The following is a 16022-nucleotide window of genomic DNA, read 5'->3' on the forward strand; positions in this document are numbered from 1 at the left end:
GCGTCGTTTTATTTTTGAATGCGATTGATTTCGACGCCCGCTTTTTCAAGCAAGTCGTTAATGACATAGCCGGCAGCGACAAGCCCTGCGACCGATGGAACGAACGCGTTCGAGCTCGGTGGCATCTTCGCTTTGCGGATCGGCGCGTCTTTCTTCCCGACGACCTCGTTCACGTCTTCGCGTGTCACGATTGGAGATTCGTCCGAGAAGACGACGGGGACGCCTTTGTAGATTTTCTCTTTACGTAGACGAGTACGGACCATCTTCGCAATCGGGTCATATGACGTATCTTTAATGTCGACGACCTTGATGCGTGTCGGATCCATCTTATTCGCCATCCCCATGCTTGAGATGACCGGGATGCCGCGACGCTTACATTCTACGATTAAATGAATCTTATAGATGATCGTGTCTGACGCATCGATGACGTAGTCGATGTTTTGAGCGAAGAACTCTTCATATGTCTCTTCTGTATAGAACATCTTCAATTGGACGAGGTCTAAGTCCGGGTTGATGTCAAGGAGACGTTTCCCCATCACTTCGACTTTCGGTTGACCGACCGTCGACAATAGTGCGTGGATTTGTCGGTTGACGTTCGTGATGTCGATATCATCTTTATCGACGAGGACGATGCGTCCGACGCCACTGCGCGCAAGTGCCTCGGCCGCAAATGAGCCGACACCGCCGACGCCTAAAATCGCGACCGTTTTATTCTTTAAAGCATCAAGGCCTTCAGAGCCGATGGCCAATTCATTTCGTGAAAACTGGTGTAGCATATTTCTTCCTCCAACTAATTCTATTTTCTCATACTATTTTACTCGGAATTATAATCAAAAAAAAGACGTCTCGCGACGTATTTACAAAAAAATCGATGGGGCCCGGAGTGCCGTGACGATGCCTTGCTTTTGAACCTGCGTATGCAGGTGGGTGACCTAGCGTTTCCTTCACAAGTCCTCCTGCACGTGATGAGGCAGTTGATCTGGTTAGCAGTTCGGTCTCCCGTATTCAAAGTGTTGGCTCAAAATAACGAAGGCGGCTCTCGTACACCTCAGGTATCCCATCTGTTGATTTAACTATAGCGCTTCTGTAAAAAGAAGTCAATGAGAAACGCCGACTTCACGTGACAGTTTGGTCACAACCATTTGTTACGAAACGCACGGTCCGAGTCATATGTGAACTGTTGACGCTCGATGTTGAAACGGCGGTCGCGTGAGTCGTTCCCGACACCCGCCTGGTACGCCCAATTCCCCCAATTGCTCGCCACGTCGTAATCGATTAGTTTCGATTCAAAGTAGGAAGCCCCGTAACGCCAATCTTGTTTCAACTCCTTTGCGAAATAGTTGGCCACGATTTGTCGTCCCCGATTGGACATCCATCCCGTCGCATTCAGTTCGCGCATAAACGCATCTACGAAATCAACACCCGTCTCTCCCTTTCGCCATTTTTCAATGACATCCGCCTCGACTCGCCAGTCTTTCCGTTTCGACCGGATGCCTTGTGATCGAAATAACTTTTTCCCTTGCTCGAGTGCGACCCATTGAAAGAACTCACGCCATAATAGTTCAAAGTACAGCCAGTACGTTGATTCATTTACCCCATGCGTTCGTTCATGTGCCTCGAGTTCAAAGAATACCCGTCGTGGGGATAACGAGCCGTTCGCTAAATAAGAAGATAGCTTCGTCGAGTCATCGACACCAAAACCATTTCTCGTTTCTTTGTACGTTCGAATCGGCACGGACAAATAGTCATTCAATCGACGCTTCGCTGCCAATTCGCCACCTTTGAACGGAAACGCCGTCCTCGGGTCTTGCTTTACTTCTTGAATCGAAAATGGGAACGGCACCTCGCGTGTGGCAGCCGTCGCCTTACGGGAAATCAGTTCTCGGGGACGTACATCATATTCGACCGCTTTTCGAAACTCCGTGAAGAGAAACGGCATTTTCTCAAACGGGATATCTTCTTTTTCAAACAACGTAAATCCTTCGAACGTCTCGTACGTCCCTTTCCATTTTTTGATCACTTCATTTTCACGTCGGCGCTCATTGTACCCGATGGCCCGTTGAAACAAGAGACGGTCGGATGGATCGAGCATTTCGAGCGGATGACCGACGTGCACGTAAAATGGGATTCCAAGTGCATCGAGTGAGCCGGCCACATCCTCTAATGACTCCTTCAGAAAATGCAGTCGTTCGTTCCCGAGTGGAATGACGCCATAACGATTTTCAACAAACTGATTCGGACTGATGAAAAAATGACCTTCGATCGGATCGTCATGGCGAAGTGCTTCTTCGAGCGGCAAATGATCATCAACACGTAAATCGTTTTGGTACCAAATGATTGTTTTCATCGATAGACCTCCTCCACTCTATAGTATGATGGGTTATGATCTCCGTCATGAGGCTGGAATGTGCTTGAAATATGTTTTCAAAATCAAATTGTGTGGAATATATTCTTCTAGAAGAGAAAGGGGTGTAGCATAATGGCTAAGAAAGGCAAAATGGGAACATTGATTAAAATTGCGACGGCGGTCGCACCGTTCGTCTACGATTACTATAAAAAGAACAAAGCAAAAAAATCACCGAAGAAATAAAACTCACGTCTCAGCCAATAAGCTGAGACGTTTTTTTTATGTTTTTCAATCGCCTGTGCTAAGATAAATCAATCATTCTATTGAAACGAGGCGATGTTCATGCACGTCCGATCCATCCATCTTTTACGCATTCTCTTCAAATGGGGTCTTTTCATGACCGGGTTGTTCTTACTCGCACTCGGTTCATCCATCATGATCACGGCAAATCTCGGGGTTTCCACGTGGGACGTCCTTCATATCGGTATCGCTCACCATCTTCCGATTTCAATCGGGACAGTCATCTTATGCGTGGGACTTCTACTCGTCCTATTCAAATACATACTCGACCGAATCCGGCCTCAATTTGGCACGCTCGTCAACGCGGTCTTTGTCGGGGTATTTATGAACCTGATTTTGAACGAGCAATGGCTCCCGACATTCGATGGCTTATTTGTAAATGTCGTTTGGCTCACGTTCGGGATATTTGTCATGGGAATGGGAGCTGGTCTCTATGTCGCCGTCGGGTACGGTGCCGGTCCACGCGATGGATTGACGCTTGCCTTAGCAGACCGTTTCCAAACGTCCGTCCGTGCCATGAGGACTTGGATGGAACTGACCGCTTGTCTCATCGGTTGGGCACTCGGCGGGCCACTTTTCTTCGGGACCGTCTTATCGATTTTCCTCATCGGTCCATTCTTCCAGTTTTGGCTAGAACGGTTCCGCCTGTTCATCGCCTATGTCGATCGTCTCAAAGTAAAATTCGCATGAAAAAGAGAGGAGATCTCCTCTCTTTTTATGTGTTCGGAATGAGCACAATCTTTCCGAACTTACCCGATTGTTTAAAATACGCCTGTGCCTCACGTGCCTCTTCAAGCGGGAACGTCCGGTCAATGACCGGTTTTAGCTTCCCTTCGGCGATCGAGCGCAACATCTCCGCGAATTCATATCGTGTCCCGAGAACAGACCCGCACATCGCGATATGTTTCAAGTACAGCGTCCGGAAGTCGAGATGGGTCGTCTGTCCTCCCGCCGAACCAGAGATACAGAACTTCCCTCCCTTTTTCAAGATGTTTAGAGATACATCAAATAGCGCATCTCCCACGACATCAAGGACCGCGTCGACCGGGCCACCGTTCGCAGCGATGATATCATCGGCGAGCGTCTCAGAACGGTAGGAAAACACTTCGGTCGCCCCAAGCGCTTTTAACTCTTGCTCGTTTTTCAAATCACCGACGATAGCGAACACATTCGCCCCGAATACGTTCGCCGCAATTTGGATGTTGAGTGAGCCGACCCCGCCACTTGCCCCAGTGACGACAATCGTCTCACCGGAACGGATGTGTAACTGCTCGTTCATATGCCAAGCCGTGAGACCACTTACGGAAAAGACTGCACTCTCGACGAAATCATCAAGCGGCATGTCAAAACAAAGGTCAGCCGGCCATGATACATACTCCGCGTAGCCCCCGTCATACTCTGATCCAATAAAGGACATATCGTCCGACAAATGTTCCTTCCGTTCAGGTCCGCTCGAGGTGAACGGGAATAAGACGACGTGTCGACCCATCATCCCTTGGTCGACCCCATATCCGAGCTCGACGACTTCACCAGTGATGTCTGAACCGGGAATGCGTGGGAACTGGACGCCTTCCGGGCGCCATCCTGACTTCTCCCGAGCTCCATAAGCCCCTTCTCGCATCCATATTTCTGTATTGTTAATCACGCAGGCGCGTACCTTGATCAGCACTTCTCCTGCTTTCGGAGACGGTTTCGGGATATCAACCACTTGGAGTTGGTCAACGTCCCCATATCCTACGACTTGTACAGCTTTCATGGTATTTTGCCTCCTCCGCTTTCATTCATCCATAAGTATTTACCCACGAAATGCTGTTATCACGCCAAAAAAGGGCCGCCCTTTATCAGGCAGCCCTCGATTTATAGTTGTTGACGTTGTAACAGGTTCGTGAAGACGCCACCTTTTTGACTGAGTTCTTCGTGCGTTCCATCTTCTACGATTCCTTCTGCCGTCACGACAAGAATCCGGTCGGCATTCCTTACAGTCGCTAAACGGTGCGCGATGATGAGCGTCGTTCGATTTGCTGCCAGTTCATTTAATGAATCCTGAATGATGGCCTCGGTCTCCGTATCGAGCGCCGAGGTCGCCTCATCGAGTATTAAAATCGGCGGATTTTTCAAAAACATACGCGCAATGGCGATGCGTTGTTTCTGACCTCCGGAGAGTTTTAGTCCACGCTCTCCGATTTGTGTATCAAGACCGTGCTCGAGCTCTTCGACGAGCGTGCCGAGATGTGCTTTTTCCACCGCATGCATGATCTCTGCATCGGTCGCATCCAGTTTCCCGTAAGCAATGTTCTCCCGTAGCGTACCCGCAAATAAGAAGACATCTTGTTGCACAATTCCGATTTGACGACGTAAACTCTCTTTCGTCATGTTCCGGATATCCATGCCGTCAATCGAGATGGCACCCTTTGTGACGTCATAAAAACGCGGAATGAGTGAACAGATGGTTGTCTTCCCTGCCCCGCTCGTCCCGACTAAGGCAACAGTCGTCCCTGCCTCGATCGACAAGTCAATATCTGTCAACACTTGGCGGTAGTCTGAATAGCCGAATGAGACGTCATCGAAGACGATATCGCCTGTCAACGTTTCGACCTCGGTCGCATCCGCTCGGTTCTCAATGTCCGGCTCTTCATCAAGCAACTGCGTGAATCGTTTGAACCCTGCCATCCCTTTCGGATACATTTCTAAAAGCGCCGTGATCTTTTCAATCGGCTTGATGAGTAAATTCATGTACAAGATGAATCCCACGAGTTGTCCGTACGATAGCTGACCCTCGTACGTTAAGTACGCCCCGTACACAAGGACGAGCAACGTCATAAGACGCGTCGTGATATAAATACCTGCGAGTGACGTACTCATGACGCGATACGCTTCAATCTTCGAGCCGCGATAGAAGTTGTTGTCTTTTTGGAAACGTCCGATTTCAAACGCCTCGTTCGTAAACGATTGGACGACGCGTGCCCCAGACACACTGTCCTCGACGCGTGCGTTCACTTCCCCGATATTCGTGTACATCTTTTGCCACGCCTTGTTCATGTTCTTATTCGCATACGTGATCATGATGATGAGGAACGGTACTGCGACAACGGTGACGAGTGCGAGTTCAGGGTCGATCGAGAACATGATCCCGAACGCACCGAGTAACGTCATGATGGCGATAAAGAAGTCTTCCGGCCCATGGTGCGCCACTTCCCCGATATCGAACAAGTCGTTCGTGACCCGGCTCATCAAATGGCCGGTCTTATGATTGTCAAAGAAGCGGAACGACTGTTTATGGATATGCGTGAACAACTCTTCTCGCATGTCCGTCTCGATGTTGATGCCGAGCTTATGTCCCCAGTAGTTGACGACGTACTGCATCATCATGGCCAATATGTATAGAATCAACAGGCCGATGCTGACGATGATAATCCAGTTCCATTCCCCACCCGGCAACAAGTCGTCGATGAACCATTGAACGGCAAGCGGAAATCCAAGTTCAAGCAGTCCGACGAGAATTGCGAATGAAAAATCGAGTAGGAATAACTTTTTATGTGGTCGATAATAACTAAAAAAACGTGAAATCATTCTCTCTTCCCCCTTCTCATCATTAAGTGTACGCTTTTTTCCGAAAGGTGGAAAACAGGATGCATCCCTTTTTCATTCTTTTTTCAAACGGCGTATAATAAAAGTAAGGAGTGATACACATGCATGTACACATTACAAATCGTGCCCTCGAACGAATCGAGTCATTGAAAGGCGAACGCGAAGGACAGATGCACCTCTTTTACGAGACAGAAGGTTGTGGCTGTGGGAACAGCGGAATCTTTGAGATTCGATACGTAACCGAGACGACTCCGGAAGACGTTGAAATCGAATCAAACATCGGACCAATCTTAATCAAAAACTGGACAAAAGTGTTTTTAGATGAACAGATGAAAATCGATTTCCTCGAAGACCGTCGTACGCTCGTCTTGAAGAGTGACGGCCAAGTGTTCAATTCGAATCTTCTTGTCACAGACGGCACAGGTTGTCAGTTGAACGTTCCGAGCCGATGAAACAGACGCTGAAACAACATCCGAGACTGCTCATTCTCTTCTTCTTGAGTTTCGGTCTTGGACTGTTCGGAATCTATCTGGCATTCATCGATTCGGTATACACGATGTCCGCCGTCATCGCTTCGCTGTTTGCGTTTGGTTTCGCGTTGCAACGAACAGCGAAATATATGCAGCGAGAAGAGGATAACCGTTAACAAGAGGAAGTGTCCCATTAAATTTCTACCATCGTGTTAAATCCAAAACCCGTTTCACCCATACAAAAACGAGGATTGCCATGGCAACCCTCGTTTTTTGTGCTTACTTCTTCTCTTTTACTGCCGTACGAATCGATAACTCTTCGAGTTGCGCGTCCGAGACCGGGCTCGGTGCTTGCGTGAGCAAGTCGCTTGCCGAAGCCGTTTTCGGGAAGGCGATTGTGTCACGAAGGTTCGAACGACCTGCAAGAATCATGACGAGACGGTCGAGACCGAGTGCGATTCCCGCGTGTGGTGGTGTACCGTATTCGAACGCTTCGAGTAAGAAGCCGAACTGTTCAATCGCTTCTTCTTGCGTAAAGCCGAGCAATTTAAACATACGTTCCTGGATGTCACGCTCGTAAATACGCTGTGAACCGCCACCGAGCTCGTAACCGTTCAAGACGAGGTCATAGGCGATGGCGCGTACGCTTGCCGGGTCTGTCTCAAGAAGGTGAAGGTCTTCACGGTTTGGCATCGTGAACGGATGGTGATTCGCATAGAAACGACCGTCTTCTTCTTCAAACGTCACGAGTGGGAAGTCTGTCACCCATAGGAAGTTGAATTTCGACTCGTCGATGAGACCGAGGTCGTGTCCGAGTTTGACGCGGAGTGCGCCAAGGCTGTCAGCGACGACAGTTGGTTTCGATGCGACGAAGAGGAGAAGGTCACCTGCTTCTGAATTCGTTGCCTCGATCAACTTCTGTGCGTACGTTTCGTCGAAGAACTTCGCGATCGGACCGTTCAAGCCTTCCGCTGTCACTTTGAGCCATGCGAGACCTTTCGCACCGTAGACCGCTGTGAACTCTTGAAGCTTGTCGATGTCTTTACGTGAGAAGTTGTCCGCCTCACCTTTGACATTGATTGCTTTGACTTGCCCGTTTGATTCGAGTGCGGCGTCGAACACTTTGAAGCCGGCACCTTTCACCGCGTCTGCCACATCGATGAGTTCAAGACCGAAACGCGTGTCCGGCTTATCTGAACCGAAACGGCGCATCGCTTCCGCGTATGTCATACGCTCGAACTTAGCCGGTGTATCTGTGCGACCGAGTGATGACTCCATGACTTCACCCATCATTGATTCCATCATCGCCATCAAGTCTTCGATATCCATGAAGCTCGTCTCGATGTCGACTTGCGTGAACTCAGGTTGACGGTCTGCACGAAGGTCTTCGTCACGGAAGCAGCGTGCGATTTGGAAGTAACGGTCAAATCCTGCGACCATGAGCAACTGTTTGAATAGCTGTGGTGATTGCGGGAGCGCGTAGAACTCACCACCGTGGACACGGCTCGGTACGAGATAGTCACGTGCGCCTTCTGGTGTCGACTTCGTCAAAATTGGTGTTTCGACTTCAAGGAACTCTTGCTCTGTCAAGAAGTTACGGATCGTGTTCGACGTCTTCGAGCGGAGACGGAACGTCTCTTGAAGCGCTGGACGACGAAGGTCGAGGTAACGGTATTTGAGGCGAAGGTCTTCTGAGACGTTTTCTGCCTCGTCACCGATTGGGATTGGTGTCATCTTCGCCGCGTTCAAGATGTTGATCTCAGACGCGATGACTTCGATGTTTCCTGTCGGCATGTTCGGGTTCTTGTTCTCACGCTCGAGAACCGTTCCTTTTACGTCGAGGACATACTCACTACGGATTGTTTCCGCGAGTTGGTGGACTGCTTCGTTTTCCGGGCGTACGACGACTTGGACGATCCCTGTGCGGTCACGAAGGTCGATGAAGATGAGGCCCCCGAGGTCACGACGTTTTTGTACCCATCCTTTTAATTGTACTTCTTGGCCGATGAGTGACTCTGTCACGCGGCCGTTCATATGTGTGCGTCCGATCATTGTTCTGCTCCTTCCGATAGTTCACGAATTTTGTCTGCGACGGCCGAGAGTGGCACGTCGACTTGTTCACCAGTCGTCATATCTTTCAAGGCGGCTGCCCCGCGCTCGACTTCGTCATCCCCTAAGATGACTGTGAACTTGGCTTTCAGGCGGTCCGCCTGTTTAAATTGTCCTTTGAACTTGCGCCCTTGGTAATCACGCTCTGCCTTGAATCCTTCCATGCGGAGGAGTTGTAGGAGACGTGTCGCCGTCAATTCGACTTCTTTTTCACCTTGCGCGACGATGAAGACATCAAGTCCTGTCTCGAGTTTAGGTAAGACTCCTTCATTCTCCAATGCAAGGATGAGGCGCTCCAATCCGATTCCAAAACCGACTCCCGGCATATCCGGTCCACCGATATCTTGTACGAGACCGTTGTAACGTCCGCCGCCACAAAGTGTCGTGATGGCTCCGAACCCTTCTGCCTCGGACATGATTTCAAACGCCGTGTGCGTATAGTAATCGAGTCCACGAACGAGTGTCGGGTCGACTTCGTAGGCGACACCGAGTGCATCGAGTTGTGCGAGCACTTGATCGAAGTAGGCTTTCGACTCTTCGTTCAAATATTCAAGGATTGACGGTGCCGTCTTCATCGACGGATGATCACGGTCGACCTTGCAATCCAAGATGCGAAGCGGGTTCTTGTAAAGACGTGACTGGCAGTCTTGGCAAAGTTCGCCTGCCACCGGCTCGAAGTGACGGATGAGTGCATCGCGGTGGGCGTTGCGGCTTTCCGCGTCCCCAAGCGAGTTGACGACGACTTTGATTTTCTGAAGTCCAAACGACTTGTAGATTGAGTAGGCGAGGCTGATGACCTCAGCGTCAACGGCCGGGTCACTACTACCGATTGCTTCGACACCGTATTGGTGAAGCTGACGGAAGCGGCCTTTTTGTGGGCGCTCGTAGCGGAACATCGGTCCCATGTAGTAGAGCTTCGTCGGTTGGTCCGGATTTCCGAATAGTTTGTTCGTCACGAACGCACGAATGACTGATGCCGTCCCTTCTGGGCGAAGCGTGTACTCGTCTTTCCCTTTCTTCACGAGCGTGAACATCTCTTTTTGGACGATGTCCGTCGTTTCCCCGACACTGCGTGTGAACAGGTTCGTCGTTTCAAAGATTGGTGTGCGGATTTCTTTATAGTTATAACGGGCGCTCATGTCGCGAAGTTTTTCCTCGACATATTGCCACGTCTCGACCGTGCCCGGAAGCAGGTCTTGTGTACCGCGTGGTGCTTTCATCATCACAATTCCCTCCTTAAAATACAAAAAGGCCCTCGTCCGCAAAGGGACGAGAGCCTGTGTCAGTTTCCCGTGGTACCACCCTCGTTGCAGAGCCATCACTTGAAACTCTGCCACTCGAAATCGGTTAACGCCCGATGAAACGGCTCCCCCTACTCGCTTTCAAGGGAGCACCTCCAAAGTGTCGTTCGGGTCATCATCCAGTCGATGCTTTCAGCCAAGGCATCGCTCTCTTTGCTGGTGGGTTGACCGTACTCTTCTTTATCGTAGGTGTTTGACTATATGCTTCATGATGCCGAATCAAGCCGGCATCTGTCAAGCGTTTTTTTCGAGCATGAGTGTGACCGGTCCGTCATTGACAAGTGCGACGTCCATCATCGCCCCGAAGCGTCCCGTCTCGACGATGAGCCCGTTCGACCGGAGTCGCTCATTGAATTTTTCATAGAGCGTTTCAGCGATATCCGGTTTGGCGGCCTTTGTGAAAGCAGGTCGCCGTCCTTTCATCGTATCTCCATACAATGTGAATTGCGAGACCGACAAAATTTGACCGGCCACATCTTGAATCGATAAGTTCATTTTTTCTTGATCGTCCTCGAAGACGCGAAGCCCGGTCACCTTGTCGGCGAGCCAGTTCACTTCCTCTTCTGTATCTTCATGTGTCACACCGACGAGAAGCAAGTATCCGGCGTTGATTGCCCCGACGACTTCTTCCTCCACTGTGACCGATGCTTCTTTCACTCGTTGCAATAATACACGCACGTTCCTCTTCCTTTCGTCACGTCATCATGACTCGGCTGACCGAATACACGTCTGAGATTTGTTTAATGCGCTCGACAACTTTCTGCAAGTGATTCACGTTCGGAATCGAGATCGTCATCGAGATGCGAGCTTGTTTATTTTGGTCGCCCCGACCACTGACGGCCACGATATTCGTATTCGTCGCCGATACCGCCTGAAGGACATCGTTCAAGAGACCTGAACGATCATATCCCGTGATTTCGATATCGACGTTATAGTTCTTCTCTTTCGCCTGTCCGACTTCCCATTCGACGTCAAGGAGACGCTCCGGATGTTGTTCGTTGACGATGTTCAAGCAGTCTTTCCGGTGAATCGAGACGCCGCGTCCACGGGTGATGTATCCGACGATTTCATCTCCCGGTACCGGGTTACAGCAACGGCTCATGCGCACGAGCATGTTGTCGATTCCTTTGACCGTCACGCCCGCCTCTGCCGTTTTCTTCTTCGGCGCCTGACTGACTTTCAATTCGCTGATGGCTTCAGAGAGCTCGAGTTTCGGCTCTTTGCGCTGCTTCTCCGTCAACTTATGCGCGACTTGAGCGGCAGTGATGCCTTGATAACCGACTGCGGCATACATCTCTTCCTCGTTCCCGAAGTTGAACTTCTCGACGACGATACTGAGTGCCGGCTCATCGATCACTTCTTTCGGTTCAAAACCGAGTTTCTTGATTTCTGCCTCGACGAGATCTTTCCCTTTCTCGACGTTTTCTTCACGCTGTTGACGTTTGAACCATTGACGAATCTTGTTCTTCGCCTGGCTCGAAACAGCGAGCTTCAACCAATCCTTACTCGGTCCGTAACTATGCTTCGACGTGATGATTTCGATGATGTCACCCGTCTCGAGTTTGTAGTCGAGCGGTACCATCCGGCCGTTCACTTTCGCACCCGTCATCCGGTGCCCGATCTCCGTATGAATCCGGTACGCATAGTCAATCGGGACTGAGCCCTTCGGCAACTCGAATACGTCTCCTTTTGGTGTGAAGACGTACAGCATGTCGCTAAAGAAATCAACTTTGAGGGACTCCATGAATTCCTCGGCATCCGTCGTATCCTTTTGCAGCTCGAGGATTTCACGAAGGTGGGCGATCTTCTCGTCGAATCCGTTCGTCGAGACGTTTTTCCCTTCTTTATACGCCCAGTGTGCCGCAATCCCGAACTCAGCGATGAAATGCATGTCTTTCGTCCGAATTTGGACTTCGAGCGGCTCACCTTTCGGACCGATCACGGTCGTATGGAGCGACTGATACATGTTCGGCTTCGGCATGGCGATATAATCTTTGAAACGTCCCGGCATCGGCTTGTATTGCGTATGGATGATTCCGAGCACGGCATAACAATCACGAATCGAATCGACGATAATGCGGACCGCCATCAAATCGTAAATTTCATTGAACTCTTTTTTATGCTTCACCATCTTGTTATAGATAGAATAGATGTGCTTCGGTCGACCGTTCACGTCGGCATCGATATGCACTTCCTCAAGAACCCTGTTCACTTCCGTGATGACAGAGGTGACGAGTGCTTCCCGTTCCGTCCGTTTCTGTTTCATCATCGAGACGATCTTATAGTATTGCTGCGGGTTGATATAACGTAACGAAATATCTTCGAGCTCCCACTTGATTGTCGAGATCCCCATCCGGTGCGCGAGCGGAGCAAAGATTTCGAGCGTCTCTTCTGCCTTTTGAACTTGCTTTTCTTTCGGCATATGCTGAAGCGTCCGCATATTGTGGAGCCGGTCCGCAAGTTTGATCAGGATCACGCGCACGTCTTCTGCCATGGCGATAATCATCTTCCGGTGGTTTTCAGCAAGTTCTTCTTTTTTCGATTTATATTTAATTTTACCAAGTTTCGTGACGCCATCGACGAGCATGGCCACGTCTGGACCAAAATCGTCCGTCAATTGCTGTAACGAAATATCCGTATCTTCAACAACATCATGCAAGAGCGCTCCAACAATCGTTGTGGCGTCTAAGCCGATATCAACGAGAATGCCGGCCACTTGAACCGGATGGAGGATATAGGGCTCGCCCGAACGTCGGAACTGACCGGTATGATGAAGTTTTGCGTATTCGTAAGCGCGTTTCACTTCGGCTATATCGTCGTCACCCATATACTCCCCGAGCGCGTCGAGAAGATCCTCAATACTTACGATTTGTTTTTTGGTCATAACATTCGACACCCTTTTTCTAACCGCTCCAATCGCCTCGGATTCGTCGCAGCATGGTAGTAGTTTGTATTCAAGATTCTATGATTTTTATAACCATTATCGAAAAAATCTGACGACCTGTCAAAGGTTGTAGGTTATTTTCCTTAAAAACTATTCAAAAACGGGAAGCATGTCGCTTCCCGTTCAAATTAGTCTTCGTAGCGGATGAGTGAGAACACGTCGTATCCTTCGAGACGCTCACGTCCACCAAGTCCATCGAGTTCAATCAAGAACCCGATTCCCGCAACAACTCCACCGAGTTGTTCAATCATTTTAATCGTCGCTTCAATCGTACCACCTGTTGCGAGCAAGTCATCCAAGATGACGACTTGTTGTCCAGGTTGGATTGAATCTTTGTGCATTGTCAAAATGTCCGTCCCATACTCAAGACCGTATGAAACTCGTACTGTCTCACGTGGTAACTTTCCTTCTTTACGTACTGGTACAAACCCGAGTTCGAGCGCATACGCTGCCGGGCAACCGACGACGAATCCGCGTGCTTCCGGACCAGCAATCAACTCCGCTCCACGTTCACGTGCATAAACGACGAGCTCATCTACCGCTTTCTTGTAGACTTCGCCATCTTGCATGAGTGACGTGATATCTTTGAAGCTGATTCCTTCCTTCGGATAATCTGCTACTTCTTTAATATGCTGTTTGAAATCCATTTTATGTGTATGCCTCCTGCATCTTGTTCGATCGCAACGATTGTAACCGCTCTTTGAGCTCCGCCAATGACGCGTATACGAAACGCTCTTCGAGTTGTTGGCGCCCAATCCGGCGTTGATAGCACGGCGCCTCGGTCAAATCGCGTTTCGGTGCTTCTGGATTGACTCCAGGCAGTCCGTCTTCCATTGTAACAAGAAATTCGAGTTCAGAGAATACTTGATGCATAAATTGAATCGTATTTTTTGACCATTTTCGCTCTTTTGACAGACGAATCAGGTTTTCACGTAGATTTTTCCGTTCGCACGTTGCCATATGGACATAATACGTTCGGAAATCCTCACGGGATGGAAGACGTTCAAAGAACGAGTCTCCTTGACCGAAGGCACAATAAATGCGTTCGATCCCCTCATGAAGTTTCTCTGCGAGCACCTCTTCATCGTCCGGAAGATCGAGCAGAACGACGAAACGGTTGAGCGGTTCATCTCCTTCATGGAGTGGAAAATCTTCGTTCGTCCCTCGGAAAGATAAAAATGACGTCTGGTCTTTCGGCAAATCTTTCAACTCTTGCATTGATTTTTTCTTCCCACGATAGTCAAACACTTGGAAGTCATCGACCCGTAAATCTTGAATCATGAGCTGCGGTTTACGCATTCCGTTCCATTCGTTGACTTGAAGACTTCCCATCACCGAGATATGAGCCATCTTTGAAATCTCTGAAACGACGTGCCCGAATCCAAACCCGATGCCATCGAGCTCACGCTTGTCTCCGGCGAGCTGTACTTTCAAATGCGTGGCATCCCGTCCGATTTGGCGAATATCACGCAGTTTCGCATCTGCGACGACAACGCGAGGGGATGGATTCCCCATACCAAATGGCGCGAGCTTTCCAATCTCTGAAATCAAATCGAGCGAAACGTCGTTGACGGAGAGTTTCAAGTCGACGTTTACTCGTGGTACAAACACGTCATCGGGGATGGACTCCGCCTGACGGTTCAGTCGCTCTCGTAGTTCGGCGACGTGTTCCGACTGAAGGGTCATCCCGGCCGCAGCTGGATGTCCGCCAAAGTGTGGCAAAATATCTTCATTCTTCGAAAGTTCCTTGAAGAGGTCAAATCCATCGATGGAGCGCCCCGATCCTTTCGCCTTACCCGTCTCAGGGTCGTGGCAAAGGAGGATGACTGGACGATAGTACGCCTCGACGAGACGAGATGCGACAATCCCGACAACTCCAGGATTCCACTTCTCACTCGCCACGACGAGTACACGGTCCTCGGTCATCGACGCTTCGACGAGTTCTTTCGCTTCAGCAGCGATTGTCTTGACGATGTCTTGACGTTCTTTGTTTTGCTTATCGAGCTGTTTCGCTAGCTCGAGCGCTTCCTCCACATGTTCGGCTAAGAGCATTTGAAGTGCCGGCATCGCCGAATCGAGTCGACCCGCGGCATTGATGCGTGGACCGAACGCGAAACCGACCGATTCTTCGTTCAACACGCTGTCACCGAGACCACATACTTCACGTAACGCTAAGATACCTGGACGTTTTGAAGCCTCGAGTGCGGCGATTCCCTTCTTCGCAAGCAACCGGTTTTCACCGTCTAACGGGACGAGGTCGGCAATCGTTCCGAGTACGGCCAAATCAAGGAGTTCTTCCGGCATTCTCCCTAAAACGGCGTGCGCCACTTTGAGGGCGACTCCCGCTCCGGCGAGTTTATCATATGGATATCCCGGGTCGATATGCGGATGAATGATTGCATAGGCGTCCGGCAATGTCTCTTTTGGCTCGTGGTGGTCCGTGATGATCAAATCGACGCCAAGGTCTTTTAAGAGTGTCGCTTCTTCAATCCCTGAAATTCCGCAATCCACCGTGATGACCAAAGTGAATCCCTCGTTCGCCGCCCATTGGAACGCTTCTTTGTTCGGTCCATATCCTTCCGTGAAACGGTTCGGGATATAACACTCGGCCATGACACCGATTTCGGTCAACGCGTGCCACATGACGGATGAGGCACTGACCCCGTCGACATCGTAGTCACCATAGATGAGCACCATCTCCCCATCGTCTGCCGCCTGTTTAATGCGGGTGACGACTTTCTCCATCTGTTCAAACAAGTACGGGTCATGAAAGACGAGTTCTTCCTCGGCATACAAGAATGCCTTGGCCGCTTCTACGTCTTGATGACCACGCTGAACGAGCAACGTCGCCAGTTGTGCTGATATATTTAATTCGTTTTGTAAACGCGTGACGTCGTCCGGATTTGTTTCCGGATAGAGCCACTGTTTTTTCGAATGGTACATGTCCTTCACTCCAATCAATT

Annotated in this window: 13 protein-coding genes, 1 other RNA gene and 1 other annotated feature; of the genes, 3 read left to right on the plus strand and 11 right to left on the minus strand. The window is 49.9% G+C overall.

Annotated features, from left to right (window positions below):
* Nucleotides 1–8 precede the first annotated feature (8 nt).
* The 3 genes from KNO72_RS02915 to KNO72_RS02925 form a co-directional block, all read right to left on the minus strand.
* Nucleotides 9–776 (minus strand): tRNA threonylcarbamoyladenosine dehydratase, encoded by a 768-nt coding sequence (locus KNO72_RS02915; protein ID WP_214730874.1) that lies wholly within the window; start codon nucleotides 774–776, stop codon nucleotides 9–11.
* A 95-nt stretch (nucleotides 777–871) separates the two neighbouring features.
* Nucleotides 872–1058, minus strand: a non-coding RNA gene (ssrS, locus tag KNO72_RS02920) — 6S RNA.
* Nucleotides 1059–1132: 74 nt separating this feature from the next.
* Nucleotides 1133–2347 carry a DASH family cryptochrome gene (locus KNO72_RS02925; protein ID WP_214757168.1) on the minus strand — a complete coding sequence of 405 codons (1215 nt, stop codon included), beginning with the start codon at nucleotides 2345–2347 and terminating at the stop codon, nucleotides 1133–1135.
* 342 nt (nucleotides 2348–2689) lie between these two features.
* On the opposite strand from KNO72_RS02925, the gene KNO72_RS02930 reads away from it, so the two are divergent.
* Nucleotides 2690–3337 (plus strand): YczE/YyaS/YitT family protein, encoded by a 648-nt coding sequence (locus KNO72_RS02930; protein ID WP_214684601.1) that lies wholly within the window; start codon nucleotides 2690–2692, stop codon nucleotides 3335–3337.
* Nucleotides 3338–3362: 25 nt separating this feature from the next.
* On the opposite strand, the gene KNO72_RS02935 is transcribed toward KNO72_RS02930, so the two are convergent.
* Entirely contained in the window at nucleotides 3363–4403 is a 1041-nt protein-coding gene (locus tag KNO72_RS02935) for an alcohol dehydrogenase family protein (RefSeq protein WP_214757169.1), read from the minus strand.
* A gap of 101 nt (nucleotides 4404–4504) precedes the next feature.
* Nucleotides 4505–6217: an ABC transporter ATP-binding protein gene (locus tag KNO72_RS02940; RefSeq protein ID WP_074037457.1), complete on the minus strand. Its 1713-nt coding sequence runs from the start codon at nucleotides 6215–6217 to the stop codon at nucleotides 4505–4507.
* 119 nt (nucleotides 6218–6336) lie between these two features.
* Between KNO72_RS02940 and KNO72_RS02945 the strand changes: the two genes are divergently transcribed.
* Together KNO72_RS02945 and KNO72_RS02950 are read left to right on the plus strand one after the other, a co-directional pair.
* Complete coding sequence (locus tag KNO72_RS02945) at nucleotides 6337–6687, plus strand: iron-sulfur cluster biosynthesis family protein (protein WP_078146579.1); 351 nt, start codon at nucleotides 6337–6339, stop codon at nucleotides 6685–6687.
* On the plus strand, nucleotides 6660–6881 hold the full coding sequence (locus KNO72_RS02950; RefSeq protein ID WP_143404756.1) for a hypothetical protein: 222 nt from the start codon (nucleotides 6660–6662) through the stop codon (nucleotides 6879–6881). The genes KNO72_RS02945 and KNO72_RS02950 overlap by 28 nt, the downstream gene beginning before the upstream one ends.
* 103 nt (nucleotides 6882–6984) lie before the next feature.
* On the opposite strand, the gene aspS is transcribed toward KNO72_RS02950, so the two are convergent.
* The 6 genes from aspS to recJ form a co-directional block, all read right to left on the minus strand.
* Nucleotides 6985–8757 carry an aspartate--tRNA ligase gene (gene aspS / locus KNO72_RS02955; protein WP_214757170.1) on the minus strand — a complete coding sequence of 591 codons (1773 nt, stop codon included), beginning with the start codon at nucleotides 8755–8757 and terminating at the stop codon, nucleotides 6985–6987.
* Nucleotides 8754–10034, minus strand: a complete 1281-nt coding sequence (hisS, locus tag KNO72_RS02960; RefSeq protein WP_251028266.1) for a histidine--tRNA ligase — start codon at nucleotides 10032–10034, stop codon at nucleotides 8754–8756. Before hisS ends, aspS begins: the two co-directional genes overlap by 4 nt.
* Nucleotides 10035–10076: 42 nt before the next feature.
* Nucleotides 10077–10311, minus strand: a binding site (T-box leader).
* A gap of 38 nt (nucleotides 10312–10349) precedes the next feature.
* Complete coding sequence (dtd, locus tag KNO72_RS02965) at nucleotides 10350–10793, minus strand: D-aminoacyl-tRNA deacylase (protein WP_078146576.1); 444 nt, start codon at nucleotides 10791–10793, stop codon at nucleotides 10350–10352.
* A 16-nt stretch (nucleotides 10794–10809) separates the two neighbouring features.
* Nucleotides 10810–12999, minus strand: coding sequence for a RelA/SpoT family protein (locus tag KNO72_RS02970; protein ID WP_078146575.1), 2190 nt, complete (start codon nucleotides 12997–12999; stop codon nucleotides 10810–10812).
* Nucleotides 13000–13187: 188 nt separating this feature from the next.
* Nucleotides 13188–13706: an adenine phosphoribosyltransferase gene (locus KNO72_RS02975; protein WP_078146574.1), complete on the minus strand. Its 519-nt coding sequence runs from the start codon at nucleotides 13704–13706 to the stop codon at nucleotides 13188–13190.
* A 1-nt stretch (nucleotide 13707) separates the two neighbouring features.
* Nucleotides 13708–16002: a single-stranded-DNA-specific exonuclease RecJ gene (gene recJ, locus KNO72_RS02980; RefSeq protein WP_214757172.1), complete on the minus strand. Its 2295-nt coding sequence runs from the start codon at nucleotides 16000–16002 to the stop codon at nucleotides 13708–13710.
* Nucleotides 16003–16022: the final 20 nt, after the last annotated feature.

Source organism: Exiguobacterium sp. s123 (assembly GCF_018617075.1).
Lineage (GTDB): Bacteria > Bacillota > Bacilli > Exiguobacteriales > Exiguobacteriaceae > Exiguobacterium > Exiguobacterium profundum.